The 25688-nt window shown below is 64.0% G+C and carries 23 protein-coding genes; 16 read left to right on the top strand and 7 right to left on the bottom strand.

Annotated elements, in window-relative coordinates; all coding sequences use genetic code 11:
• Positions 1 to 847 (top strand): alpha/beta fold hydrolase (locus tag BN1233_RS13905; RefSeq protein ID WP_048709176.1); only part of this gene is annotated, 847 nt, incomplete at its 5' end.
• Between the two features lie 194 nt (positions 848 to 1041).
• Here the strand turns inward: BN1233_RS13905 and BN1233_RS13910 are convergent.
• The 3 genes from BN1233_RS13910 to mdoH are packed head-to-tail and all read right to left on the bottom strand — an operon-like array spanning position 1042 to position 4579.
• Entirely contained in the window at positions 1042 to 2034 is a 993-nt protein-coding gene (locus BN1233_RS13910; protein ID WP_046864169.1) for a hypothetical protein, read from the bottom strand.
• A 6-nt stretch (positions 2035 to 2040) separates the two neighbouring features.
• Positions 2041 to 2787, bottom strand: coding sequence for an FkbM family methyltransferase (locus BN1233_RS13915; protein ID WP_046864170.1), 747 nt, complete (start codon positions 2785 to 2787; stop codon positions 2041 to 2043).
• A gap of 1 nt (position 2788) precedes the next feature.
• Positions 2789 to 4579, bottom strand: coding sequence for a glucans biosynthesis glucosyltransferase MdoH (gene mdoH, locus BN1233_RS13920; protein ID WP_046864171.1), 1791 nt, complete (start codon positions 4577 to 4579; stop codon positions 2789 to 2791).
• A 61-nt stretch (positions 4580 to 4640) separates the two neighbouring features.
• Here mdoH and BN1233_RS13925 point away from each other — a divergent pair, with 61 nt between their 5' ends.
• Genes BN1233_RS13925 through BN1233_RS13940 form a run of 4 tightly spaced genes read left to right on the top strand, consistent with a single transcriptional unit; the run spans position 4641 to position 7920 of the window.
• Complete coding sequence (locus BN1233_RS13925; protein WP_244470904.1) at positions 4641 to 5606, top strand: zinc-dependent alcohol dehydrogenase; 966 nt, start codon at positions 4641 to 4643, stop codon at positions 5604 to 5606.
• Between the two features lie 17 nt (positions 5607 to 5623).
• A complete protein-coding gene (locus tag BN1233_RS13930; RefSeq protein WP_046864173.1) occupies positions 5624 to 6028 on the top strand; it encodes a 6-pyruvoyl trahydropterin synthase family protein in 405 nt (134 codons plus the stop codon).
• Between the two features lie 6 nt (positions 6029 to 6034).
• Entirely contained in the window at positions 6035 to 7078 is a 1044-nt protein-coding gene (locus BN1233_RS13935; protein WP_046864174.1) for a glycosyltransferase family 4 protein, read from the top strand.
• The gene (locus BN1233_RS13940; protein ID WP_046864175.1) at positions 7078 to 7920 is read left to right on the top strand and encodes a class I SAM-dependent methyltransferase; all 843 of its coding nucleotides are present in this window, start codon (positions 7078 to 7080) and stop codon (positions 7918 to 7920) included. The genes BN1233_RS13935 and BN1233_RS13940 overlap by 1 nt, the downstream gene beginning before the upstream one ends.
• A 367-nt stretch (positions 7921 to 8287) precedes the next feature.
• On the opposite strand, the gene BN1233_RS13945 is transcribed toward BN1233_RS13940, so the two are convergent.
• Both BN1233_RS13945 and BN1233_RS13950 read right to left on the bottom strand, forming a co-directional pair.
• Positions 8288 to 8869 (bottom strand): cytochrome b, encoded by a 582-nt coding sequence (locus BN1233_RS13945; RefSeq protein ID WP_244470905.1) that lies wholly within the window; start codon positions 8867 to 8869, stop codon positions 8288 to 8290.
• Positions 8870 to 8973: 104 nt separating this feature from the next.
• Positions 8974 to 9681: a RibD family protein gene (locus BN1233_RS13950; RefSeq protein ID WP_052763794.1), complete on the bottom strand. Its 708-nt coding sequence runs from the start codon at positions 9679 to 9681 to the stop codon at positions 8974 to 8976.
• 155 nt (positions 9682 to 9836) lie between these two features.
• Here BN1233_RS13950 and ribA point away from each other — a divergent pair, with 155 nt between their 5' ends.
• From ribA to BN1233_RS13965, 3 genes are read left to right on the top strand one after another with little or no spacing between them, the layout of a single operon-like run.
• Positions 9837 to 10958, top strand: coding sequence for a GTP cyclohydrolase II RibA (gene ribA, locus BN1233_RS13955; RefSeq protein ID WP_046864176.1), 1122 nt, complete (start codon positions 9837 to 9839; stop codon positions 10956 to 10958).
• Between the two features lie 13 nt (positions 10959 to 10971).
• The gene (locus BN1233_RS13960) at positions 10972 to 13329 is read left to right on the top strand and encodes a glycosyltransferase family protein (protein ID WP_063776706.1); all 2358 of its coding nucleotides are present in this window, start codon (positions 10972 to 10974) and stop codon (positions 13327 to 13329) included.
• Positions 13326 to 14582 (top strand): NAD(P)/FAD-dependent oxidoreductase, encoded by a 1257-nt coding sequence (locus BN1233_RS13965; protein WP_046864177.1) that lies wholly within the window; start codon positions 13326 to 13328, stop codon positions 14580 to 14582. Before BN1233_RS13960 ends, BN1233_RS13965 begins: the two co-directional genes overlap by 4 nt.
• Positions 14583 to 14822: 240 nt before the next feature.
• Here the strand turns inward: BN1233_RS13965 and BN1233_RS13970 are convergent, their stop codons facing one another.
• Positions 14823 to 15386 carry a peroxiredoxin gene (locus BN1233_RS13970; RefSeq protein ID WP_046864178.1) on the bottom strand — a complete coding sequence of 188 codons (564 nt, stop codon included), beginning with the start codon at positions 15384 to 15386 and terminating at the stop codon, positions 14823 to 14825.
• Between the two features lie 519 nt (positions 15387 to 15905).
• Here BN1233_RS13970 and BN1233_RS13975 point away from each other — a divergent pair.
• The 6 genes from BN1233_RS13975 to BN1233_RS14000 all read left to right on the top strand — a co-directional run bounded on the left by BN1233_RS13975 (position 15906) and on the right by BN1233_RS14000 (position 21202).
• A complete protein-coding gene (locus tag BN1233_RS13975; protein WP_147707235.1) occupies positions 15906 to 16430 on the top strand; it encodes a hypothetical protein in 525 nt (174 codons plus the stop codon).
• A gap of 86 nt (positions 16431 to 16516) precedes the next feature.
• Entirely contained in the window at positions 16517 to 17512 is a 996-nt protein-coding gene (locus BN1233_RS13980) for an MBL fold metallo-hydrolase (protein ID WP_046864180.1), read from the top strand.
• A gap of 61 nt (positions 17513 to 17573) precedes the next feature.
• Positions 17574 to 18743 (top strand): WD40/YVTN/BNR-like repeat-containing protein, encoded by a 1170-nt coding sequence (locus tag BN1233_RS13985; RefSeq protein ID WP_046864181.1) that lies wholly within the window; start codon positions 17574 to 17576, stop codon positions 18741 to 18743.
• An 11-nt stretch (positions 18744 to 18754) separates the two neighbouring features.
• A complete protein-coding gene (locus BN1233_RS13990; RefSeq protein ID WP_147707237.1) occupies positions 18755 to 19738 on the top strand; it encodes a Vgb family protein in 984 nt (327 codons plus the stop codon).
• Positions 19739 to 20009: 271 nt separating this feature from the next.
• A complete protein-coding gene (locus BN1233_RS13995) occupies positions 20010 to 20603 on the top strand; it encodes a HupE/UreJ family protein (protein ID WP_046864183.1) in 594 nt (197 codons plus the stop codon).
• A 41-nt stretch (positions 20604 to 20644) separates the two neighbouring features.
• On the top strand, positions 20645 to 21202 hold the full coding sequence (locus BN1233_RS14000) for a HupE/UreJ family protein (protein ID WP_187144293.1): 558 nt from the start codon (positions 20645 to 20647) through the stop codon (positions 21200 to 21202).
• Positions 21203 to 21603: 401 nt separating this feature from the next.
• Here the strand turns inward: BN1233_RS14000 and BN1233_RS14005 are convergent, their stop codons facing one another.
• On the bottom strand, positions 21604 to 22773 hold the full coding sequence (locus BN1233_RS14005; RefSeq protein ID WP_046864185.1) for a M20 aminoacylase family protein: 1170 nt from the start codon (positions 22771 to 22773) through the stop codon (positions 21604 to 21606).
• 258 nt (positions 22774 to 23031) lie between these two features.
• Between BN1233_RS14005 and BN1233_RS14010 the strand changes: the two genes are divergently transcribed.
• Positions 23032 to 24624, top strand: a complete 1593-nt coding sequence (locus tag BN1233_RS14010; protein WP_046864186.1) for an ABC transporter substrate-binding protein — start codon at positions 23032 to 23034, stop codon at positions 24622 to 24624.
• Positions 24625 to 24707: 83 nt separating this feature from the next.
• Positions 24708 to 25688, top strand: coding sequence for an ABC transporter permease (locus tag BN1233_RS14015; RefSeq protein WP_046864187.1), 981 nt, complete (start codon positions 24708 to 24710; stop codon positions 25686 to 25688).

Raw genomic sequence — 25688 nt, forward strand, 5'->3', positions numbered from 1 at the left:
GAGTGCAGTTCGGCAAGCCACAGGCGAGCGGGCGGTCAACGCGCTTGGCTACTGCGTGGGTGGAACCCTGCTCGCCGCCACGCTGGCCTATCTGGCAGCAAAACGAGATAGCCGCGTCAGGAGCGCCACCTTCCTCACCACCCAGGTGGACTTCAGCCAGGCCGGTGAATTGACGGTCTTCATGGACGAAGAACAGGTAGCTGCTATCGAGAGAGACATGGCCCGGCATGGATATCTCGAAGGCCACAAGATGGCGGCAGCCTTCAATCTGCTGCGCTCCAATGACCTGATCTGGCCCTACGTGGTCGACGTCTACTTGAAGGGCAAGACTCCGCTGCCTTTCGACCTTCTGTACTGGAACTCGGACTCAACACGCATCCCCGCCGCCAATCACAGCTTCTATCTCCGGCGCTGCTACATTGACAATGATCTCTCGCAGGGGCGGCTCCGGATCGGCGGCGTCACCCTCGACCTCTCGAAGGTGAAGACACCGGTCTACCACTTGGCGGCTCGGGAGGATCACATTGCGCCGGCACGGTCGGTATTCTTAGGTGCCCGGTTTCTCGGTGGTCCCGTTCGCTTTGTCGTTGCTGGCTCGGGTCATATCGCCGGGATCGTGAACCCGCCGGTGCGGAACCGGTATCAGTACTGGACCAACGGGGCGCCCGTGGGAGAACTCGAGACTTGGCTCGAAGCCGCAGAGGAGCACCCCGGGTCTTGGTGGCCGGATTGGCAGGCCTGGAGCGAGGCGCAGGACTCAAGGCGGGTCCCGGCCCGGGAGGTCGGAGGGGGAAAGCTCACGCCCATCGAGGATGCGCCGGGCAGTTATGTTCTCGTGAAGAATTGAGTATAGGAGCCCAGGTCGGCGCCGCCAATGCTGGCAACTGCGCGGTTCAAACTGCGTTTGACCCATCTCGATTGACTCGAGCCACTAAGCACTCGATCCGCATGCCCCAAAATATCGTCCGAGCGCTGCGAATGTGCGATGCCGTGTGGCCGAACGGTCGTGAAGCAAGCCTATTGTACCCTTTGGGACGAACGTCACTTTTGGGGAGTTGATCGCGGGTTCTGGCCGCCATCGCTCGTCTTCGCTCCGCGAAATCTCCGGAACACCATGTCGGGCGCACTGGTGTTGTGTCGTGACGGAACCGTGCGGCCCGTCCAGATGTCCGTCGCGCGCGTGTTCGGGAAGCGCATGATCGGCTCTTCGATCCAGGCGCGAGACTGCTCCGGCCGGAGCGCGATGCGCGCAACATCCGCATTCAATTCGGTAACGTACATCGAGCGCAAGGCCGCGAAAGGTCCGCTCTCGATGGCCCGATCGAGTTCGACCGCGAGGACCATTCGTTCGCGCGTGAGCTCTGCGATGCGCATTGTCGCGGAGCCGCCATCCGCGAAATCGAGCCGGAACGTCTTCGTCGGCGGGTCGAAGGAGATGCCAGTAAGTTCGACGACGGGCCGGCCGTCCTGCTTGATCGGTCCGAGAAGGAATGAGGATCCGTAGGCGCTGCCACCCAGATGCACCGGTGGAAGCGGGCGCGCCCGCCAATAGCCGTCGGCGGGATAGACGACGACGACCTCTTCCGCGCGTTCCTCGTGGCGCACCCAGAGCTGAACGAGGTGCAGTCCTCTCTCGACTCGGTCGCCGATCCGGAAAGGGACGTCACGGTCACGCCAGAAGTTCTCGAAGCGGTAGCCCGTCAGCCAGAGATCGACGTCCTCGTAGAACGTCACCTTGCGGGCGGGTGGAACGGCCGACGTCGCTTCGGAGATGTCTTCACAGGCCGTCCAGTCGGGCTCGAAGCTGTCCTTTCTGATGCCGCCGATATAGACTGGGTGTACGACCTCGATCTCGAAGCGCCGCACCTGCAGATTCGCGAATTCGACCGTGACATTGTCCTTCTCGGCGCAAAGCACGGGCTCGCTCGCGTTCCGGACATCCACGGCCAGCCCGTCGAGACTCGCGCCACGGGACGAGTCCGGGGCGAGCGTCAAGACCGGCAGCAGTGCAAGAGCCGACAGGGCAAAGCGCATGAAACCTCACTTCAGGACGGCATAGACATCGCCGGAATTGGCGGCGTGGGGCAGTTCGCGAAGGTATTGCCGCATCGCCGCGGCATCGACGAATGTCTCCAGAACAAGTTCCTGGGTTTCGCCGAGGGCAAGGTTGTAGCGGTAATCTCCGAGGGCGGACAGACGATCGAGGCAACGCTCCGAGACGTCCCGTGCGATGGTCGTGAACTCGAAAGAGAGGGCAACGACCGGGACATTCAACCCTCTCAGAACCCTGTCCTCGAAGCCTTCGACGTCGATCTTGATGAAGTCCGGCCTTCCATGGCACGCGATCAGGTCGTCGAGCGTCAGGCAGGGCACGACGATCACGCGATCCCAGACCTGGCCCTCCCAGCCATCGGCTCCGGCGGCGGCCTGCACGAAGCTTTCGGAGAGCGTCGAGACGGTCGGGTTCGCCGTATTGAGATGCAGGCGGACCTCGCCGCCCGCATCGCCGACGGCAGCTCCGAGCAATGCGACATGTGGATCCCGGCCATGGATCAGCCGCAGCGCGCGGGCCGGGCCCGGCTGCGGCTCGAGCGCGACGACGCGCGCGCCGAGCCTCCGGAAGGAGGAAATCCGATCGCCCACATGCGCTCCGATATCGAACGCGAGTCCGCCCGGTCCGACGAAGCGCCGGTAGAGCGCATCCATGGCGCGGTTTCGCTCCGGATCGCCGTGATAGATGCGCAGCGATCGTCCAATTGCACGGGCGGTGCCAGGGGCGAGGGCCATGTCACGCAGCTTTCGCGAGCGCCGCGATCTCGGCAGGTACCTCGTGTTCTTCCGGAATCGCACAGAGCCCGTTGCGCCCGAGCCAACGTCCAAGTGATGGCGAAGCGGAAACGACGGCAAAAGGGATCGCGACGAGGTAGCCGAGCGTCAGCGGCAGGCTCCAGAGAAGAGCTTCCGGTGCAAGGGCAGCGAGGAGGCCGCAGATTCCTAAGCCGAACAGAGTCGGCGCCCAAAGACCACGCAATGCCGTGGACCAAGCGATCCCATAGGCGTCGCGTGCCTGCCCATTCCAGATCACGGAGCGGCCGAGCGCGAGGCGGATCATGAAGATCGTCAACCTGAACGTGGTGATGGCGCCGAGCAGGAACGAGAAGATGATCTCGATGACGGTTCCTGCGAGAAAGCGTGCGCTACCGCCGTAACGCGTGACGCCGCCCGGTGCCAGCAGGATATCGGCGAGCCCGGCGAGCTTCGGGGAGAGATACATCAGAAGAAAGGTGAGGTAGACCGCAATCGCTGGCCCAGCGGGGAACAGGACGGGATCCTCGCCATCGAAGGCCTTCAAGGGCGCGAGCGCGATCAGGAGCGTCATCGCCGGGACGCCGAGAAACATCAGAATCGCCCAGGCGAGCTGGAAACGGCTCATGAATAGGAGCCCGGGCCAGGCGAGCAATCGCCAATACTGCATGTTGCCCTGACACCAGCGCAGGTCGCGTGTCGAGAATTCGAAGACGGTCGGGGGATTCTCTTCCCAGCTCCCGTTTTCCTCCGGGAGAACGCGGACTTCGTAACCGGCGCGGCGCATCAAGGTCGCCTCGACCTGATCGTGCGAGAGGATGTGCCCGCCGAGCGGCGACTTTCCCGGCAAGACCGGCAGGTGACAATACTGTGCGAAGGGCTGGATCCGCACGAGGGCATTGTGCCCCCAGAACGGGCCGCAATCGCCGATCCACCAGGCAGATCCCATCGTGTAGGCGCGCATGCCGTGGCGCATGCCGAACTGGAAGATCCGCGCGAAGGCGCTCTCCGATGGCGCGCCGACCACGAGGCTCTGCAGGATTCCGAGGCGAGGATGGGCCTGCATGATGCGCACGAGGCGCAGGATCGTGCTTCCGCTCATCAGCGAATCGGCATCGAGGGGAAGCATGAGGTCGTAATCTCGCCCCCACGTTTCGCAGAAGTCGCGCACATTTCCGGCCTTGAAGCCGGTGTTGTGCCCGCGGCGGCGATAAACGATGGAATCCGGATCGGAGGCCTTGGTTCGCCAGGCGGCGACGGACCGCTCTTCCGCGGCCGCGACCTCCGGATCGCTCGTGTCGCTCAGGACGAAATATCCGAACCGGTCGCCGAAGCCGGTCGCGTCGAGGCTGTTCTTCACGATCTCGAGGCGCGTGATCGCCCGGCCCGGATCCTCGTTGCGCAGGGTCATCAGGATAGCCGTGCGGACATGGATCTCCTCAGGCCCCGTGGCTGCAAGGGGCGCGACGGTCTCGAGACCGTCGCGGCGAAAATGCAGGAGCCACAGGCCGAGCACGGCGTTCCAAAAGCCGAGGACCGTCCAGGGCGTGGCGATCAGGAAACAGGCGAAGATCAGCCCGTCCACGAGGCTCCACCCCTGCGTGCCGAGCACCTGCGCCATGGCGGCTGCGAGCGCCAGATAGGTCGCGACGTTCACGATGAGGACGAAGAACCGCCGCCGTCGGAGGTCTGTGGTGGACTGGACGCCGGTCGGCGTCGTAGAGGACCCCAAGGCCAGATCGAACGCGGCATTCAGGCGGGCGGGCTCGGTCATGGAATCCTCTGGATTGCAACAATCGATGAAGCTGAGGAACCCTGAAGCTCCGATGAACGGAATGGCGACGGCGCTTTGGTATGCATCCCGCGGACATGCGGAATTGCGGAAGGCGGAACTCCGGACACCGAAAGAGGGAGAGGCCCTGGTCCGTGCCCTCTGGAGCGGCATCAGCCGCGGCACCGAGCGTCTCGTCTTTCACGGGCGCGTGTCTCCCTCGGAAGCCGGGCGGATGCGGGCGCCGCTCCAGGACGGTGATTTCCCGTATCCCGTGAAATACGGCTATTGCGCGGTCGGCGTGGTGGAGGACGGTCCCGAGGAGTGGATCGGCCGTACAGTTTTCGTGCTCCACCCTCACCAGGATTGGTTCGTCGTTCCGGTTTCGATGCTCAATGCCGTTCCGGAGAATGTTCCGCCGCGACGGGCCGTGCTCGGGGCCAACATGGAGACGGCCCTGAACGCCCTCTGGGATTCCGGCGCAGGCCCGGGCGACCGCGTCGTCGTGGTCGGCGCCGGCGTCGTCGGATGCCTGGTGACGGCGCTTGCCGCCGGTCTGCCCGGAGCGGAGGTGACGCTCGTGGACATCGATTTGAGCCGCGAGACCATCGCCGGCAGTCTCGGCGCGGTCTTCGCGAAACCGATCGATGCGCCCGGCGAGGCGGATGTCGTCATCCATGCCAGCGGAACGGCCCCCGGCCTCGCCTGCAGCCTTGCCTGCGCGGGCGAGGAGACCACGATCGTCGAGATGAGCTGGTATGGCGATGCCATGGTGCCGGCGCCGCTCGGGCTCGACTTTCACACACGCCGTCTCAAGCTCGTATCGTCGCAGGTCGGCAAGATTGCGACCTCGCGCCGGGAGCGCTGGAGCCATGCAAGGCGGATGGCGAAGGCCCTGTGCCTCCTCGACGACTCGCGCTTCGACGCGCTCATCACGAAGGAGATTTCCTTCAAAGATGCTCCTGAGGAGTTCCCGCGCATCTTCGCGCCGGAAGCACCTGGACTTGCGACCGTGATCCGCTACCCGTAAAGCCGGAGATCTCCTGCATGTATGCCGTCGAAGTCCGCGATCGCATCATGATCGCCCACAGCTTCAAGGGCGAGTTGTTCGGACCCGCGCAGGCCTTGCACGGAGCAACCTTCATCGTCGACGTCGCGTTCTTTCGCGACACGCTGACTCCGGACGGCGTGGTCGTCGATATCGGGCGCGCCCATGATGCACTGCGCGCGGCGCTTGCACCGCTCGCATTCCGTAATCTCGACGAACTGCCCGAGTTCAGCGGCCAGAACACGACGACGGAATTCCTGACCCGCCACATCTTCGACGCCCTGGCGAATGCAGTGCGGGCAGGAAATCTCGGGCCGGGCTCGGACGGTGTCACGAAAATCAGGGTGACGCTGCACGAATCCGATGTCGCGCGCGCATGGTTCGAGGGACCCGTGAGCGCGTGAGTCATAATGCGTGAGGTCGTTTTCACGGTTCCCGGCGATCTCGCGACACCGACCGGCGGCTATGCCTATACCCGCCGGCTCCTCGCGCATTTGCCGGAAGAGGGGATTGCCGTCCGGTACCTCGCTCTTCCGGCGGGCTACCCCGATCCGTCACCGGCGGAACTCGCGGAGACTCTCGACAGAATCAGGGAGACGCCGCCCGACGCAGTCCTGCTCGTCGATGGGCTCGCCTTCGGAGCGATGCCGGCCGATCTCGTCGCGCGCTTTTCGCGGCCGATCGTGGCCCTCGTTCATCATCCTCTCGGTTTCGAGAACGGCCTTTCAGCAATGCGCCGCGAGGCGCTTCTCGCCAGCGAGCGCGCAGCATTGGCGCTGGCACGGGCCGTGATCGTCACGAGCCCGCTCACCGGACGATTGCTCGTCGATGAATTCGCGGTCGCGGCGAACCGTATCACAATCGCGGAACCCGGGACGGAGCCGGCGCGGCGCGCGCGCGGAACCGGCTCGCCCGTGCAATTGCTCGCGCTCGGCGCCGTGTCGCCACGCAAGGCGTATGATCATCTCATTCTGGCGCTGGCGACGATGCCGGATCTCGACTGGCAGGCGACGATCGCCGGGCCGCTCGACCGCGCACCCGAGACAGTCGCGGGGCTGCGTGATCTCATCGCGAAAACCGGACTGGAGGATCGGGTTATCCTGGCCGGTGCCGTGAGCGGTGTCGCGCTCGATGGTCTGTTCGATGCGGCCGATGTGTTCGTCTCGTCATCCCTGTTCGAGGGCTATGGGATGGGCCTTGCCGAGGCACTGGCCCGTGGGTTGCCTCTGGTTGCTTCGATAGGAGGCGCTGCGCTGGAGACAGTGCCCGATGCCGCGGCGCTCAAGGTGTCGCCCGGCGACACCGAAGCGCTCGCTCTGGCGCTTCGGCGGATCATCGTGGATCGTGGGCTTCGCGTGCACCTTGGTGACGCGGCCTGGGCGGCCGGTCAGCGGCTTCCCCGTTGGAGCGACACGGCCCGCACGATTGCGCGCGTTCTTCACGAGGTCTCCTGATGGGTGAATTCTCTGCCGATTGGCTGGCCTTGCGGGAGGCAGCGGACCATCGCTCCCGGTCACCTGAACTGGCCGGTGAAGTGGCACGCTCTTTCGCAAATCAAGAACGGATCTCGATCGTCGATCTCGGCTGCGGCACCGGCTCGAACCTTCGGGCGCTCGCGCCGCTCCTTCCCCGCGAACAGACCTGGCGTCTGGTCGATCATGACGAAGCTCTTCTCAGCGCTGCGCGCGATGCGATCAGCCGCTGGGCTGACGACGCTGAGGAGCGAAGTGGAGATCTATTCGTAACGCGCGCCGGCCGCCGGCTCAGAATCTCGTTCGTGTGCGCGAATCTCGCCCGCGATCTCGGGACGGCTCTCGGCACCGCCTGCGATCTCGTGACGGCCGCGGCCCTCCTCGATCTTGTCTCGGTCGAATGGATTGGGCTCTTGGCCGAAGAGGTCGCGAGGCGGAAGGCTGCGTTCTACGCGGTGCTCAATTACACGCGAGAGGAACGGTGGTCGCCATTGCACCCCGCGGATGCGGACCTGTTCCGGACGTTCCATGAGCACCACGCGCGCGACAAAGGCTTCGGGTCTCCGGCAGGATCCGATCTCGCTGCAGCGGTGAGGCGGGCTTTCACGGATCGGCATTATCGCGTTCGCACCGCCGATTCTCCGTGGCATCTCGGCGCCGAGGATGCAGTGCTGGTGCAGGCGCTCGCCACGGGAATTGCCGACGCCGTTCGGGAAACGGGATCAGTCGACGCGGCCGTCATCTCGGATTGGCTGCGGCATCGGCTCTCTGGGGCGACCTGTACCGTCAACCACTGCGACTTCTTCGCCGCTCCATCCGCCTGATCTGCGATTGAAGCAGGCAGGATCTATGCGCCACTTTCGCCTTTGCGAGCTGCGGGCGAGGTAATTCATCCTGATGCAGCAGCCTGGATTACTTCACTTCGTTTGTAGTGAGGGTGAGGGCGTGAAGACGCGAGGAGCACTACCGGAAACGAAAACGACTCCGGACACACTTCCCTCATTGCGAGCCGGGGGCGGTGCGCACAACCCTTTCCGCCGGCTCACCGTCCTTGCGAGCCGCAGGCGAAGCAATCTACCCATCGACGAGTGCGCTCTTGGATTCCTCCGCTCCCCTCGCAATGACGCAGAGAAGGCCCGGGCGACTTCAGGAGACCAGGGAGGCCGTCCAACTCTCTGTCACCCACAAGGCTCACACCGGTTTCGCCGCCTGTGAGGCCGATTTGGACGAACCCAGCATCCGCCGCAATGTGTCGTCGCGTCTGACGAAATGATGATGCAGGGCGGCTCCGGCGTGGACCAGCGCAAGACCGGCAAGCACAAGCGCAAGGGCGCGATGGATCCTGAAGATCGGCTTCGACGCTTCCATAGGGTCTTCGCCCCCGTTGGCCGGAAGAGTGACGTCGATCGTCCAGAAATACTTCACGGGCGCGCAACACGTGGATGTCGCCGTCCAGCCGATGATCGGAACAATAATGATCAGCGCATAGAGCGCATAATGCGAGGCACGGGCGGCGGTGCGTTGCCAGGCCGGAAGTCCTTCGACGAGGGGAGGCGCACCACGCCACAGGCGGATTGCTAATCTCACCAGTGCAAGGGCGAGGATGGTGAGGCCGAATGATTTGTGCACCTCGTAGAACGTATCGGTCACTGGCCCCGGCTTCAGGATCTGAGCGATCAGGATCCCGATAACCACTTGCGCCAAGATCAGAGCCGCGATCGTCCAGTGAAGGACTTTCTGCCCGGTGCTGTAGGAGATTGGCCGCATTCCCATCAAAGGCTCCTGTTCGCATGGTTCGGCCGTCCCGAAGCGCAACGGCCGCCGATCGCTCATCGTCCTCGTCCCGTTCCTGGCCCGCTATGCTGGGTGCTCTCCCTTCAGGCCGCCGCGCCCTCGTGCGCCAGGCGGCGCATGTCGCAGTCGAACAGCACGTCTCCATCGGGCAGCACATAGGTCCGCGCGTCCGGGCGCAGGGCTTCCGAAATGGCTCCGATCGGCTTCAGGTCGAGGGCCGGTTTGCCCGATCCGAGGAGGAGCGGCGCCACGAGGACGTGCAGGCGGTCGATGGCCCGTGCATCGATGAAGCTCGACACCGTGCGGGCGCCCCCCTCGACCAGAATCCGCGCGAAGCCTCGGGCCCCGAGAGCCCGGATGACAGCATGCGGGAGGGAACTCACGTCGTCGATGCGGATCTCCTCTGCGCCGGGTGGGAGGGCACCGTTCTGGCATCTCACGATGAGGCGCGGCGTGCCGTCGTCGTGCATGCATTTCGCATCCCGGGGCATGCGGGCGCGAGGGTCGATCACGACGCGGGCGGGGTTCCGCCCCGCGACACGGCGGACGGTGAGGAGCGGGTCGTCCGCGATGACCGTACCGATCCCGACCACCACGGCGTCGACGCGGGCCCGGATCTGGTGCAGGTGATCGAGGGCGGCTGCCCGGTTGATATGTTTCGAGTCACCGGTCAGTGTAGCGATGCGACCATCCAGTGACTGCCCGAGCTGGGCAACGACGAAGGGCTCCTCCGGGCTGCCCCGGAGAAAGCAATTGAAGATGTTGGAGGGGTGATCCGCTGGATGAGCCATTGCGTAAGCACAGCACGGCCATAAGTAGCCTTAGAAGCACGCTACAGTGCGACGCCGTTCATCTCCCGGCAAGCTGCCTGACCTTACAGAGCACAGTGAAGCTCTGCGGGCAGGCGGCTCTTCGGCCCGGACGGCGCTGGAAGGGGTAACGAAGAATGAAGCGTCTCGTCCTCGGCGTGTCCGGTGCAGTCGATTCGATGGCGGTCGAGCGAGCCATCGCGGAACTCCGAAGCGCACGTCCGGTCCTGGTAGAGGGAAGCGACGGGGCTCGCGCCATCGTGATCGGGGTCGAGGATCTCGACGAACGCCTCGTCGCCGGCCTGGACAAGATCGCCGACGGGCAGGCTCGGCTGGTTCTGCCCGCAGCGCGCCTCAGGCGCCTCGGGCTTGACCGCCAAGGCCCCGGCGCCATCGCGCTCCCGGAGATCGACCTCGCGCGCATCGAGGCGCTGGCCCTTCGGCTCGACGGCCGCCTCGATGCTCCGGTCAGCCTGGCGGGTCCCATGGACGAGGATGCGCTCGAGTTGGCGCGCCTGTCGCTCGTGCTCCCGGCCGTTGTGGTCGTGCCGGTCGCAGCCGATCTCGAAGGCGGCTCGTCCCTTCTCGTGGTCCGCTCGACCGCGATCCGGAGCTATGACGCCGCACGACGCCGCGACCTCCGGCTGGTAAGCCGCGCCCCGGTGCCGCTCGACGGCGCCCCGACGAGCGAGTTCGCCGTGTTTCGCGGCGGCGAGGGCATGCGCGACCAGGTTGCCGTCATCGTCGGACGGCCGGACCTGTCGCAACCCGTCGCCGTACGCATCCATTCCGCCTGCCTGACCGGAGATCTCTTCGGCAGCCTCAAATGCGATTGCGGCGACCAGCTGCGCGGGACCGTTCGCGCCATGGCCCAGGAGGAGGGCGGCATCCTGCTCTACCTCGACCAGGAGGGACGCGGGAACGGCCTCGCGAACAAGATTCGGGCCTACAAGCTGCAATCGCAGGGCTACGATACCTATGATGCCGACGAGGTGCTCGGGTTCGGCCTCGACCAGCGCCGGTTCGAGTTTGCCGGCGAGATGCTCAAGCAGCTCGGCGTGACGGCCGTCCGGGTCATGACGAATAATCCGGAGAAGATCGCCGCTCTCCAGCGGGCAGGCCTCGAGGTCGTGTCCGACCGGCGTGTCTTGGGCCGCCCGACAGCCGAGAACGTCCGCTATCTTGCGTCGAAGCGGGATCGTGCTGGCCACTATATCGAACTCGACCACCTGGCGGTGCTCGCGCCGAACCAGGACTGACGGCGGGCGCCCGTTGCGCGAGGAGCACCTGTCCGATTCCGGAGCGCAGCGGGTTTCGTGGGCTTTCGCCGGTGCCGTGTTCCTACTGGCATGGGCCATTCTCGCTTCGCCCTGGCTGAGCGGCGCCGTCACGATCCCCTGGGATGCGAAGGCGCATTTCTACCCACAGCTCCAGTTCCTGGCGCAATCCCTGCATCACGGCGAGTCGCCCTTCTGGAATCCGTTCGCGTTCTCGGGCTCGCCGCAGATTGCCGATCCGCAGTCCCTGATCTTCTCGCTGCCCTTTCTTGCCTTGGCGGCGCTCATCCCGGATCCGGGCTTCGCGGCCTTCGATGCGGTGGTGCTCGCGATGCTGGGACTGGGCGGGCTCGCGATCATTCTCCTGTTCCGCGAGCTGGGCTGGCATCCGGCCGGTGGCGCGGTGGCGGCCCTCGCCTTTGCGTTCGGAGCCTCCGCGGCCTGGCGAATCCAGCATGTCGGCCAAGTGCTGAGCCTCTCCCATTGGGCCATCGCGCTCTGGCTGCTGGTCCGGGCTCTCCGGCTGGGTTCGGCCTCGGTGGGCTTTCTCGCCGGCCTGGCTGCGGGTCTGATGGTGCTCGGCCGGGATCAGGTCGCCTATCTCGGAGGCTGGCTCCTGACGGGCGCGGTGATCGCGCACATCCTGCGGGCCGAGCAGCCTTCCCAGGCGCTCCGCCGATCGGTCCGGCCGCTGGCTGCTGGTGTCCTGGGCGGCCTTCTCATCGTCGCGGTTCCCGTTCTGCTGACCATCCTCTTGGCGGAGGACTCCAACCGCCCGGCTCTGGCGCTCTCCGAGGCCGCGCGCGGGGCGCTCCACCCGGCGCTCCTGCTCACGGGGCTCGTGCCGAACCTCTTCGGGGCCGACGGTCCCTTCGTGGATTACTGGGGACCGCCGTCGCCCCGCTGGGGAGAGAGCTCCTACGTGCTCGCCCGCAACATGGGGGTCCTTTATCTCGGCGCCCTGCCGGCCGCTCTGCTGATGGCAGGCATCCGGAGGCCGATCTGGGAACGGGAGGTTCGCGCAGTCACGATCGGGCTTTGCCTGATGCTGCTCTATGCGCTCGGCGGGCTGACGCCCTTCTTTCCGGCGGTCTTCAAATACATCCCTGGCGTGGATCTGTTCCGGCGTCCCGCGGATGCCGCCTTCTTCATCGGGGCTCTGTCCGCGATCCTGTCGGGCTATCTCGTGCACCGGGCCTTTGCCGGGACTTTTCTCGTCCCGGGCGCGCCGTGGGGGCTCGGGCAGATCGTCACCGCACTCGCGATCTTCGCCTGCGCGGTGGCTCTCGCGGTCGCGAAGAATACGCTTCACCTCGCGGCCAATCCGCTTGCGCTCTCGGCCCTGTTTCTCGGGATCTCGCTCGCCTTCCTGGCCGTTCTTCCGGGCCTCGCACGAATGCGGCCTCGGATCGCGCTCGTCCTTTTGGCGAGCGTCCTGATCGCCGATCTCGCCGTGAACAACGGCCCGAACGAGTCGACTGCTCTGCCGCCATCAGCTTATGAGATCCTTCGGCCCGACAGCACGAACCCCTTGCTCGCTGCGATCGAGGGCCGTCTAGGCCCGGACTCGCTCAATCGCGTCGAACTCGCAGGCCTCGGGTTCGCCTGGCCGAATGCGAGCCTCGTTCATCAGCTGCACCATGTGCTGGGCTACAACCCCGTCCGCCTGCGCCCCTATTCCGAGGCAACGGGAGCGGAGGATCATATCGCTCTGCCGGAGCAGCGGCGCTTCTCGCCGCTAATGCCGTCCTATCGCTCGCCTCTGGCGGATATGCTCGGGCTTCGGCTGATCGCAACCGGGGTGCCGGTGGAGCGCATTGACCCCAGCCTGAGCCCAGGGGATCTGAAGCTCGTCGCAACGACGCCGGACGGTTTTCTCTACGAGAACCCAAGGGCCAGACCTCGGGCCGAATTCGCGTCGCGCGCGATCGCGGCCGATCAGGATCAGATGATCAGGGATGGCTTCTGGCCGGCCGAACCCCTGCCGGGCCAGGTGGTGCTGGATTCGAACTCCATTCCGACGACGGGCGGCGATGCCAACGGCGAGGTGCGAATCAGGCTTTATGCCAATACGCAGGTCGACATCGAGGTCGAGGCTGACGGCGAGGGCTATCTCGTGTTGCGGGATCCGTTCCATCCCTGGTGGATTGCGACGATCGACGGTGTGCCGGCTCCGGTGCTGCGGGCCGATGCGATCTTCCGCGCCGTCCGGGTGCCGGCCGGGCATCACCGCGTGCGCTTCGCCTTTGCACCCTGGCGCGGCGCCTGGCGTGAATTGAGCCAGCACTGGCCCATTCTGCAGCACCTGAATTCGCTTCTCGGGATCGGGGCGGAGAGCGGGAAACCGGCATGACGATCACCCGTCCGGATGCGGATATCGCCGTGATCGGCGGCGGCATCGTCGGCTTGTCCTGCGCGCTGCAACTCACGCTGTGCGGGCGGTCTGTCGTCCTCCTGGACCCCGGAGACACGCGCCGCGGCGCATCCTTCGGCAATGCCGGGGTGATCAACCGCGCCTCGCTCTTTCCCGTCGCAGGCCCAGGGCTCTGGCGAAATCTCGCGCGCTATGCCTGCAACCGCGACTCGGCGGTCTCTCTGCGCTATCGCGCCCTGCCGGGTGTGCTGCCCTGGATCCGCGGAGCCTTGTCGCGGGCGCACGAAGCCGCCTGGCGCGAGGCCTCCGCGGCCCTCGACCCTCTGACAGCCGGCGCTCTCGCGGAGCACCGCGCTCTCGCCGAACTCACCGGAGCAGCCGGACTCCTCAGCCAGCGAGGCTATCTGAAGCTCTATCGAACGGAGGCCGCCTTCGAGGCGGCAAGCCTCGAAGGCGAGATCCTGGCTCATCATCGGGTGGAGGTCGTCGCACTCGACGAACATGAAATTGCCGACTTGGAGCCCGTCCTGACGCGACGCTTCGCGCGAGGGTTGCTGTTCCCGGAATCGGGCGCTGTCACGCGCCCGGGCGAGCTCGTGGAGCGCTACCGTGGTGCTCTGGCAGGACGCGGCGCGCTGCTGCTCGAGAGCATCTGCGACAGGATCGAGCCCGGCCCGGATGACGTTGCAATCCATTGGCCGGGAGGCGTGTTGCATGCGTCGCAGGTCGTCTTGGCGGCCGGCGCCTGGTCAGGCCCGCTTGCGCGAAAACTCGGCTACCGCTTTCCGCTCGCAGCCGAGCGCGGCTATCATCGCCACTTCCGGGTGGGGGCATCACCATCGCGCCCATTTCACGATACCGGCGGCGCCTATGTGGTCTCTCCGGCCGGTGATGGTGTCGTGCGGCTCCTGTCAGGCATCGAGATTGCGGCGCCGGGCGACCCGCCGAACCACCGGCAGATCAATGCAGTCACGGACGAGGCGCGGCAGACGCTGAAACTCGGCGCGCCCGTCGAGTCCGAACCGTGGCTCGGATCGCGTCCCTCGACGCCGGACGGGCTGCCGATCATCGGGCGCGCGCCACGCCACCCAAACGTGATCTTCGCCTTCGGACACGGGCATATCGGCCTCTCGACCGGGCCGCTCACCGGCCGGATCGTCGCCGACCTCGCCGATCAGCGACGCCCGCCCATCCCGATCGAGCCGTTCGCTCCGGAGCGCTTCCGGCTGTGAGGAAATAGCACTGCGTCAGCGCGGTCTCGCGTGCGTCAGTGACTTCTTCACTTATCCAAAATGCTTCAGCACGTCGGACCTCCTGAGTAGTCATGGCATTTCGATGAGTTTGAGAGATCCTCACCGTCATTGCGAACGCAGTGAAGCAATCTAGGTCGTCGTCCCAGAATGGATTGCTTCGCCTGCGGCTCGCAATGACGATGGGAGTGCAGTGGTTTCCCACTTGGCGCCCTCACTGACTTACCGGTTCGCTAACCACGCGAGTACGTCGGTGGCGTTTCGGTCTGGTGGGAACACCGGATAGAAGACGTGATCGACGACGCCGTCCTCGATGACGAGCGTCAGGCGCTTCAGCAGCGTCATTCCTGCGGTTTCGAAAGTCGGGAGTCGCATGGCTTTCGTCAATGCGAAGCCGGAGTCTGACAGGAGCGCAAACGGCAGATGCAGGCGCTCCGCTGCTTCGCGTTGATAGGCGCTGTCCTGCGTCGAGAGGCCGAACAGGTGTTTTACCCCGTGCGCCTGCAGCTCCGCAAAGTGATCCCGAAACGCACAGGATTGCGGCGAGCAACCACGGGCGCCGGGGATCATGTCCCAGCCGTCCGGGTTCGGAACATGCGGCTGACCGGTTCGCGGATAGGCATACACGATGGTGCGGCCGCGCAGTGTCGCGAGATCGACCATCGATCCGTCCGTTGCCGGAAGCGGAATTGCGGGAACCTTTGACCACGTCAGGTGGCGAGCGCCGCCATCGTCTTGCGGCTCCGGGATCGCGGACCAGTCTGGGGTTTCGACGAAGCTTGGCATGCACTTCTCCTCACAGCCGAATTCAACCGTCGCGCAAGATGACCTCACGCAGTCGAGCCCATCGGGCGTGTGGGCTGAGAGCCGGGGCGATCCGGATGCCAGTGTCCATGCTACTCCTGTTCCGCCCGATCGTCATGTTACCGGTGGGCAGCCACGGCAGCAGGTCCATACCGGACCATGGCCTCGCATCCGCTCCAGTTCCATTTGGAGAGGGTCTGTCTCGGCATTTCGAAACGAGGCTTCCGCCGAGCATCGGATGGCGGCTCATGGCACTGAACTGAAGATGGCCGTACGTCGGAGATCTGGCGGCACCCGGAAATGCTCCGATGAGACCAAACAATGATGAGAACGGCAGTGAAGTTCGTCCCCTGCTATTCCTCGGTTTGTGACCGGGGGCGCCCAGCACGCGATATGTTGACGGATTAGCCTGTCGAAAGTTATATTAAAGCATAAATATCGGGGAGGAGAGCCATCCAGAGGATTGGCCTCGTCCGGGCGCGGACCTTATTGGCGGTCGGTGTGTTCGCCACGCTCGCCGGATTGTTGATTTTTGCGTTTCTTCCGATCGTTGCGTTCAGGCGTGAGATAAAGCCGGAGCCGGTGTCTCAATCCTCTTCTGCATCAGGCAAAGCGGTCTTACCTGCTCTGACGCCAGACGAGGAGCGATATGCAGTCGCTCTGTGGGAGATCCACCGCGACGTGACCACTTCCGCGGTCGCGATGAGTTTTGCGGGTATTGCATTCAAGACAGAGGCTAGCGATGCTCGCACCTTCGAGCAGCGGATCGGGCGGCTTGCGACACTGTTTCAGGAATCCGAAGAGCGCGCTCGACATGTGGCCGTGCCAACCACGATGGCGGAGGTTCATGCAAGATATGCGAGTGCTCTGAGCCGGTATTCAGAGGCAGCGCAGGAAATGCTGAAATTCACGCAGGATGGTGAACCACGGCATCTGAGCAACGCACATGAGATCAGCATCAGTGCATCCGAGGATATGCTGCGCGTCGGAGACGTGCTTTGGCCAGGGCAATACAAGCCACATTAGGTCTGTTTCGAGACCCAAGCTCACTCAATGAACAGAAGGCGCGTGCCGAGTAGCCTGAAATCCTCGTCAAATGGAGGGAAGAGGCCATGGGACAGATCGGAAAAATTCGCTACCTCGTACCGACCGCTGCCCTTTCGCTTGGACTATGGGCTCTCACCAGCCTCCCTGCTCATGCTCAGGATGTGTGCTCGGTGTGGCTGATTGAAAGCAGTCGCTTCATGAATGTGCCCTTCGGATCGTTCATGCCGGATCGCGCCTTCGTCTCCGGGAGCAACAATCCGACCAGCAATATTTCGACAGTCGATCTTCCGGTGAATATCGGTGTAATCAAATGTGGCAATGAGCTGATCCTGTACGATACTGGCTGGAAGCAGCAGGAGTATCTCAGGATGTCCGGTTCGGAGCACTGGGCTCCGCTTCCTGATCAACTTCGCGCGCTCGGTTTCAATGCAGCCGACGTTACCAAGGTCGTGATCGGCCATGCGCACTGGGATCATGCGGGCCAGCTCTCGGATTTGCCGAATGCCACCCTGTACGTCCAGCGTGAGGAGCTGAAAGCCATCGAGTGGGCGCTCAACTACCCCGAGCCCCATATTCGGGCGATCAACTCGGATCCCGGCGGCTGCTACCGGACGCCGGCTTGCGGTTACATGCCGCTGACCATGGAAGAGGTCTACGGCAAAGTGCTGAAAGGCAAGGCGGTCCTCGTCGATGGAGAGATGGAGGTCCTGCCGGGCGTGCGCATTCACCCGGCCTACCGCGCCCACACTGCCGGATCGCAGCTTCTGGAGGTTCCTACCAGCATCGGCAAGCTTGTCTTCGGGTCCGATGCATACTCGTCCTATGAGGGAATCCGCGACTGGATGACTGCCAATGTGCAGCAGACTGACACCGTCCAGCAGTTTCTTGCGTATGAGAAGTGTTACAAGATCACGGGAGGCTACAACAACTGTGTCTCCGCTCATGAGCCGCTGAGCTACACGGAAAAATATCCGTTGACCAAGAACTCCTGGGTCGCACTCAATGGTGGGCGGATGGCGGAAGTCGCACTGGCTCCTGGCGAAAAATCTCGCAAGCCGTAAGGTGAAACGAGGAGCCGTAACCGGCCCACATGATTAAATAGTCCGGGGAAGCGCACACCACGTGAACCCGTTTCGCATCAGGCTAGCGATTCTTCTGCTGCTTCTGCTGGCACTCGGGGGCGCCCCTCGGGCTCATGATGCCAATTCCTACGGAGGCGTGTTTCGGTCTCGCGACCTCGGAGCGACGTGGCTCAACGCGGACGTCGGGTTGTTTCTGAACGCCCCTCTTGCAGTTGCAGTCGATCCACAGGATTCACTGCATCTGCTCATGGGAACGGATCTTGGCCTCCTGTCGTCGCACAATGGCGGCCGCAGCTGGACAATCGAGGCCGGCGACCTGATTGTAGGAGCGGTATTCGCGGTGGCGTTCCTGCCAGCCGGCCAGGCGCTATGTGCAGCACAAGGCGGAGTGTTCCGCTCCGAAGCTGGTTCGTGGACGCCAGCACGTGTTCCCGCAGCGGCCATACCGGCCAGAGCCTTTGCCGCGGGCGCCGAGGCTGACAGGATCTATCTGCTCGGCGCCGACAAGCTTCTGAGGAGCGATGACGGCGGGCGCAGCTTCGTACCCGTGCAGGAACCCACCGAGAAGCAGATCGCGGCGCTCGCCGTCATCAGGGCGGGCCGAGAGGCTTTGATGGCCGTGGCCGACGGCGCGGTCATGACGAGCGACGACGGTGGCTCGAGGTGGCACCCAACGACCCTCGGCTCTCGCGAGCAGCCCGTCGATCTCGTCACCGTGGATACCGATGCGCCGGAGCGTGTTTGGGCTGCGCAGGCAGATCGCGTCTACAAAAGCGACGACCGGGGGGCAACGTGGGTTCCCGTGGGACGCTCGTTGCCCGAGCCCGGTACGAAAGTGCGGGGCATAGCAGCAGATCGGGCCGCAACGACGCTGGTTCTGACAACACATCGCGGCACTTACCGCAGCGAAGATGGCGGACAGACCTGGATCCTTCAGGAGCGTAACCTCCCCATACACCTCGAGGCAGGGCCGCTGGCCCGTGACCCGGGCAACGGGAGCGTCATCTATGTGCCCTACTCACTCGTTCCTTATGAGGAGGTCTGGCGGGCAGCCATTGAGGGCCGTCCTCTGCTTGCCCGCCTCGAACTCACCAGCCTCATGGGCGTCACCTCCGCTGCACTGCTCCTCCTGCTCGGTGGGGGCCTCGTCGTACGTTGTTTGGCGCGGCTGCGAATTGCCCCCTCCGCATCCGGCCAGCCGCACCGATGATCGGCTTCACGATGAGACCGACTCACCGGTACCGGTCCGTTCTGGCGCTTGTTCTATGCGTCGCTCTGCTGGCCGGCTCGGGCATGCTCCTCGTCCCCGCGGGAACGCCGGAGGCCAATTTCGTCGAGTACCGCATGCCGGGGCCACAGGATGCGCCGATTGCCATTGCCGCGGCAGTAGACGGGACGATCTGGTTCACGATGGATCACACCGATGCCATTGGCCGGATTCGCGCCGCCCAACTGGAACTGCTTCCGATATCCGGACCGAACATTGAGCCGACGGGATTGGGGGTTGGGCAAGACGGCAGCGCTTGGTTCACCGACATGGCGGGTCGGGCAGTTGCGCGGGTCACCCCATCGGGCGGGGTCTCGCGGTTTACGATTGATACACCGATCGTGCGCCTGGGGCGCCTTGCCATGGCACCAGATGGATCGGCATGGTTCGCCGAGCCAACCCGTTCGAGCATCACCCGCCTGAAGGACGGCGAATTCACTCGTTATCAGGTAGAGACGTCCTCGGGGGTTCCCTACGGCGTTGCCGTGTCACCTGATGGAACGGTATGGGCGACCCTCCAGGATGGAAATCAACTCCTTCGGATCAGTCCCGAGGGAGCGGTGAAGAACCTGGAGATGCCTCGGCCAAGTACCCTGCCGACGGATATCGCCGCCGGGGCCGACGAGTCCGTGTGGTTCATCCAGTTTCGGGCCAATCGGATCGGCCGCTGGCGAAACGGCAAGTTCGACGACTTCGAGGTCGCCAAGGAGAGGGTCGGACTCAGCGGGCTGGCCGTCGCTCCGGACGGAGCGGTCTGGTTCGGCATGCTCCGCCGATCCAGCCTCGGGCGCCTACGCGGTGGTGAGCTGAAAGTGTTCAAGCTTCCGCGCGAGACCGCCCGTCCTTACACCATCGCCATCGATCCCGCGGGCAACGTCTGGTACGCTGACATCACCGGCTATGTGGGAATGCTGCAGGCCCGTCACACGCGTCAGTGAAGCACCGGCAGGTTGGGGCCGCTCGAGAGTGCCGTGAGCTGAAGCCGGGCGGGACAAGGCATCGGCGCTCGGAGTTCAAATCATTCCCACGGATCCGAGCGATATTCGGCAACTGGTCATTCAGCAGACAGCCCCAGATGAAGACTCAGTCAAATGGCTCAGCGAAAATCGGTTGAAGCAAGAGCTGCGAAGAGACCTCGGGCGCATTCATCATACTTGCGCTGTTCCTCGATCACTTTCAAAGTTAGCGGCAAAGGGCGAGGGATCGATCATGCGACGCTCAGACGTGTTCCGAGTCGTGGCGTTCCTTCAGGTTCTTGCACTTCCGCTGCCAACCTTCGCGCATACCGGGGAAGGCACGGTCGGTGGTTTGATTGGCGGCCTCACGCATCCCATCACCGGGTTCGATCATGTCGTAGCGATGGTTGCGGTTGGACTCTGGGGTGCGTTCCTGGGTGAGCCGGCCATCTGGTTATTACCAGTCGTGTTCCCCCTCGTGATGGTCGCAGGCGGCGTCCTCGGGATCCTGGGCGTGCCGCTGCCGGGTGTCGAAGTGGGGATTGCCTGCTCGGCGATTGTGCTCGGATTGATGGTTGCGCTCGCTGTCCGACCGCCACTGTGGGTCGCCGCTGCCCTCGTCGGAATCTTTGCAGTATTCCACGGATATGCTCATGGCGCGGAGCTTCCCGAAGCGGCAGACCCAGTGGCCTTCTCGATTGGCTTCGTGATCGCGACAGGCCTTCTTCATCTTTCTGGCATTGCAATTGGACTACTCACCAAATGGCATTGGGGAAAGAACTTCGTACGGGCTGCAGGCGGCGCGATTGCCCTTGCGGGCGTCGGCTTTCTCAGCGGCGTTGTTTGAGAAGGGCCGTCCTCCTCATCGGGCTGCTTTCGGCAGGGACGGTGAGTTCCCATCCGCTCCAGGCTCCGGCGGACATCAGCTCGATTGAGATCTTCTACGCCGGGCTCCTGCACCCATTTCTAACTCCCACGCACGTGCTGGCGATGGCGGGAACCGGTCTTTTGATCGGACAGCTCCCGCGTGAAAGGGCAGCGGTTCCGCTCTTGGTCTTTGTGGCCACGTATTGCGGCGCGTTGCTCACCACGCTTTGGGGTGCGGGATGGGCGGCATCCACGAATGCCCTGATGATTCTGGCTGCTGTGACAGGCTTTCTGGTAGCCCTTGGGTCTCCTGCGATGCGTCGGCTGGTGATCCCGATTGCCGCGATTTCGGGAGTTCTTCTCGGGCTGAACTCAGCTACTGAGGACGTCTCGTTGCTCTCCAATCTACTGCTCACACTAGGGACATTCCTGGGAGGGGCTCTTGCAGTCACGGCCTTTGCCGTGCTGACCTTGGAGCTTCCGTACAAATGGCAGCGCATTGGCGTGCGGGTTGTCGGTTCCTGGACCGCTGCATCCTCGATACTGGTGCTCGCGCTCACTCTCTCCCGCCTGAAATGAAGGCGACCACCGTGGGCGTGCTTGATTGAATTCTGACCCGGGCGCTCGCACGCGGATCCCTAGCCAGGCGGGCCCTGAGGTCCCCAGGCAGCAACGGCGTAGGTGACGGTACGAAGCTGCATTCACCGAACTTCCGTCTAGGGTCAGTGAGCCGTTCGACCTGTATGCATTGACTGGCGGCTCTTGGCACGGAGCTGAAAATGGCCGAACTTCTGCATTGAGATCGAATGCGGTCATTCAAGCGCGCTCCATCAAGGCGTGGGACAATCCCCATCAAAGCATAATTCTTCGATCTGCACGAACCTCACATGATCTCGCGATGACAATTTGGACAACAAGCGTTCTTCTACAGTGACGCACCCTTCTCGAGCCGACTGCAACGCTACGAAGAACACCGGTGTTCATCGCGCCGGCATCCCCGCCTCGATCAGGCGCGCCCAGAGCGAAGCACCATAAGGCGCAGCTTCGTCGTTGAAATCATAGGCGGGATGATGGACACCGGCTGTATTGCCGTTGCCGACGAAGATGTAGGCGCCGGGACGGGCCTCGAGCATGTAGGAGAAATCCTCGGCGCCCATCAGCGGGTCGATGCCCGTATCGACGTTGCGCTCGCCGGCGACATCCTTTGCGACCGCCGCCATGAAGTGCGTGCGCTCCGGATCGTTGAAGGTGACCGGGTAACCGCGCCGGTATTCGACCGTCACCTTGGCCCCGAAGGCCGCGCAGACGTTCTGGACGACAGTCTTCACGCGCTCCTCGCAGAGGTCGCGCCACTCGGGTGTCAGGGTCCGGACGGTGCCGAGCAGGGTCGCTGACTGAGGGATCACGTTGTAGGTGTCCCCGGCCTTGATGGAGCCGACAGTCACGACTGCGGAATGCAGCGGATCGACATTGCGGGCGGCGATCGACTGCAGTGCCGTCACGACGTGGCTGGCGACGACGATCGGATCGATGGATTCATGCGGGCGCGCCGCATGAGCACCCCGCCCTTCGATCACGACGTGGAACTGGTCGGATGCGGCCATGACGGGGCCCGGCCGGATCGCGAAGCTGCCGACCGGAATGCCCGGCATGTTGTGCATGCCATAAACCTCCTGGATCCCGAACCGCTCCATGAGGCCCTCTCGACACATCGCATCTCCGCCGCCGCCGCCTTCCTCGGCGGGCTGGAAGATCATGATCGCGGTCCCATCGAAATTGCGGGTTTCGGCCAAGTATTTCGCCGCTCCGAGGAGCATCGCCGTGTGGCCGTCGTGACCGCAGGCATGCATCTTGCCCGGAACCTTCGACTTGTAGGGGACTTCGGTCGCCTCCTGGATCGGAAGGGCGTCCATGTCCGCACGAAGCCCGATCACCTTGCCGGAGGACGACGAGCGGCCCTTGATCACACCCACGACGCCGGTCCGGCCGATGCCGGTCACCACCTCGTCGCATCCGAACGCCTTAAGCTTGTCCGCGACGATGCTTGCCGTGCGATGGACGTCGAAGAGGAGTTCGGGGTTTTCATGGAAGTCGCGTCGCCACGTGGCGATCTCGTCGGCGAAGTCTGCAACGCGGTTGATGACCGGCATGGGAGAGTCCTGCTGAACGGTTCAAAAACATGGGCCGGACACAACAAGCCGGTCTTTCCGGCGCGGGTCAATGGGCGTTTCACCGGCCGCACGTCTTGCATTCGAGCCGCCATGGCAGGGGCCCCCGGCTTGCGCATGGGACTGGACCGGCGACCATGTCCGCGTCTAACCTGTGTCCAAGGGTGGAGAGGCCGGCAAGGCACCCGCCCCGACAAGAAAGGGCCCGCAAGGCGGGCTTCCAGTGGAGGACGACGACCCATGAGGATCCGTACTACGCTCGCGGCTGCCGCCCTGGCGCTCCTCGCCGGGGCTTCCATGCCCGCGATGGCGAACACGCTGCGCTACGCCAACCAGGGCGACCTGAAGTCGCTCGACCCCTACACCCTCAACGAGACTACGACGAACGCTCACCTTGGGCATGTCTATGAGGGGCTCACGAAGCGCGGCAAGGACCTCGCGATCGAGCCGGGGCTCGCGGAGCGGTGGGAGACGAGCGAGGACGGGCTGACCTGGCGCTTCTACCTGCGCAAGAACGTGAAGTTCCACAACGGCAATCCCTTCACGGCCGACGACGTTGTCTTCTCAGCCCAGCGCGTGCGGGCCCAGGGCTCCAACTTCCAGACCCGCGTTCCCACGAATGCGGAGTTCGTGAAGGTCGACGACTACACGGTCGACGTGAAGCTCAAGACGCCCAATCCGATCCTGAACTACCAGTGGGATACCTGGTACATCATGGACAAGGAATGGGCCGAGGCGAACAATACGGCGGCCCCGACGCCCGCTTCTGCCCCGACTCCTAGCTATGCCGCCCTGAACGCCAACGGCACGGGACCGTTCCGGATCGAAAGCCATCAGCCGGGCGTGCGCACCGTGTTCAAGGTGAACGAAGGCTGGTGGGGCAAGCCGGAGCACAATCTCACGGAAATCATCTTCACGCCGATCGGGTCCGACGCGACGCGCGTTGCGGCGCTACTGTCGGGCGAGGTCGACGTGATCGAGCCCGTTCCGCTTCAGGACATCCAGCGTGTGAAGAGCAGCGCGAATGCGGATGTCCTGACGGGACCAGAACTGCGGACCATCTTCCTGGGCTTCGACCAGATCCGCGACGAGCTTCTCTTCTCGAATGTGAAGGGCAAGAATCCGTTCAAGGACATCAGGGTCCGCAAGGCCTTCTACTACGCGATCGACATCGAGACGATCAAAAGCCGCGTGATGCGCGGGCTCGCGACGCCCTCGGCCCTGATGATCGCGCCCGAACTCGTCAGCTTCGCGCAGGACTTCACCCGACCGAAATTCGATCCCGAGGGCGCGAAGAAACTTCTCGCCGAGGCGGGCTACCCGAATGGCTTCGAGGTCGGCATGGACTGCCCGAACGATCGCTACGTCAATGACGAAGCGATCTGCCAGGCCGTCGTCAGCATGCTCGCCCGCGTCGGCGTCAAGGTGAACCTGATGGCGCAGCCGAAGGCGCAGTATTTCGCCAAGATACTGAAATCGGGCAACTATAACACGTCGTTCTACCTGCTCGGCTGGACCCCGGGCACCTTCGACGGCCACAACGTGCTGCACGATATCCAGGGCTGCCGGGACAATCCGCAATCCTCGCGGGGTGAGACGAATCTCGGCGGCTATTGCAACAAGAAGCATGACGAGCTGGCCGATCAGGTGCTCGTCGAGAACGACAAGGCAAAGCGCGACCAGCTCATGAAGGAGGCCTTCAAGATCGCGTTCGACGACTTCGCCTATATCCCGCTGCATCAGCAGGCTCTCGCCTGGGGCGTGTCCAAGAAGGTGAAGCTCACGCAGCGCGCGGACAATTCCGTGCTGCTCTATTGGGCGCGGAAAGAGTAACCGGCCTTCGTGCCACGGGCGCTGCCGCGGCAGCGCCCAACTCGTGACACCACGGGCCCTCGCCTGGAGGAGCCGCTTCCGCGATGCTCGCCTTCATCATTCGCCGCGCGCTCCAGGCCATCGGCGTCCTGTTCGCCGTCGGCCTGATCGCTTTCGCGATGTTCCGCTTCGCGGGCGATCCCGTGAACCAGATCGTCTCGCTCGATACGCCGGCGGCCGAGCGCGAAGCGGTGCGCCGCTCGCTCGGCCTCGACGATCCCGTGCCTGTACAATTCACGCGGTATCTCGTGCGGGCCGTCCAGGGGGATTTCGGCATCTCCTATCAGTTCAGGCAGCCGGTCTCGGCCCTGCTCGCCGAGCGGATGCCGGCCACCCTCGAGCTCGCCTTCGCGGCGACCCTGCTCGCGGTGATCTTCGGCATCCTCATGGGGGTCTATTCCGCGCTCCGGCGGGACAGCCTGCTCGCCAAAGTCTTCCAGACGATCTCGCTCATCGGCATTTCGCTGCCGACCTTCCTGACCGGCATCCTGCTCATCTATCTCTTCTCGGTCACGCTCGGCTGGCTTCCCTCCTATGGACGAGGCGAGACCGTCCGCCTCGGCTGGTGGTCCACCGGTCTCCTGACTCTGTCCGGCCTGCAAGCGCTGATCCTTCCGTCGATTACCCTCGGTCTTTTCCAGATGACCCTGATCATGCGGCTCGTCAGAGCCGAGATGCTGGAGGTGCTGCGCACGGATTACATCCGCTTCGCCCGAGCCCGCGGATTGAGCACGCGCGCCATTCATTTCGGACACGCGCTCAAGAATACCCTCGTCCCGGTCATCACGATCGTCGGGCTTCAATTCGGCTCCGTGATCGCCTTCGCGATCATCACCGAGACGGTCTTTCAATGGCCGGGCATGGGCCTGCTGTTCGTGCAGGCCGTGCAGAACGTCGACATCCCCATCATGGCGGCCTACCTGATGCTCGTTGCGCTCATCTTCGTCACGATCAATCTCGTCGTTGACATCCTCTATACGATCGTCGATCCACGCCTGCGCTCGACGATCCGGCAGCCGGCATGA

Source organism: Microvirga massiliensis, from assembly GCF_001006805.1.
GTDB classification, from domain to species: domain Bacteria; phylum Pseudomonadota; class Alphaproteobacteria; order Rhizobiales; family Beijerinckiaceae; genus Microvirga; species Microvirga massiliensis.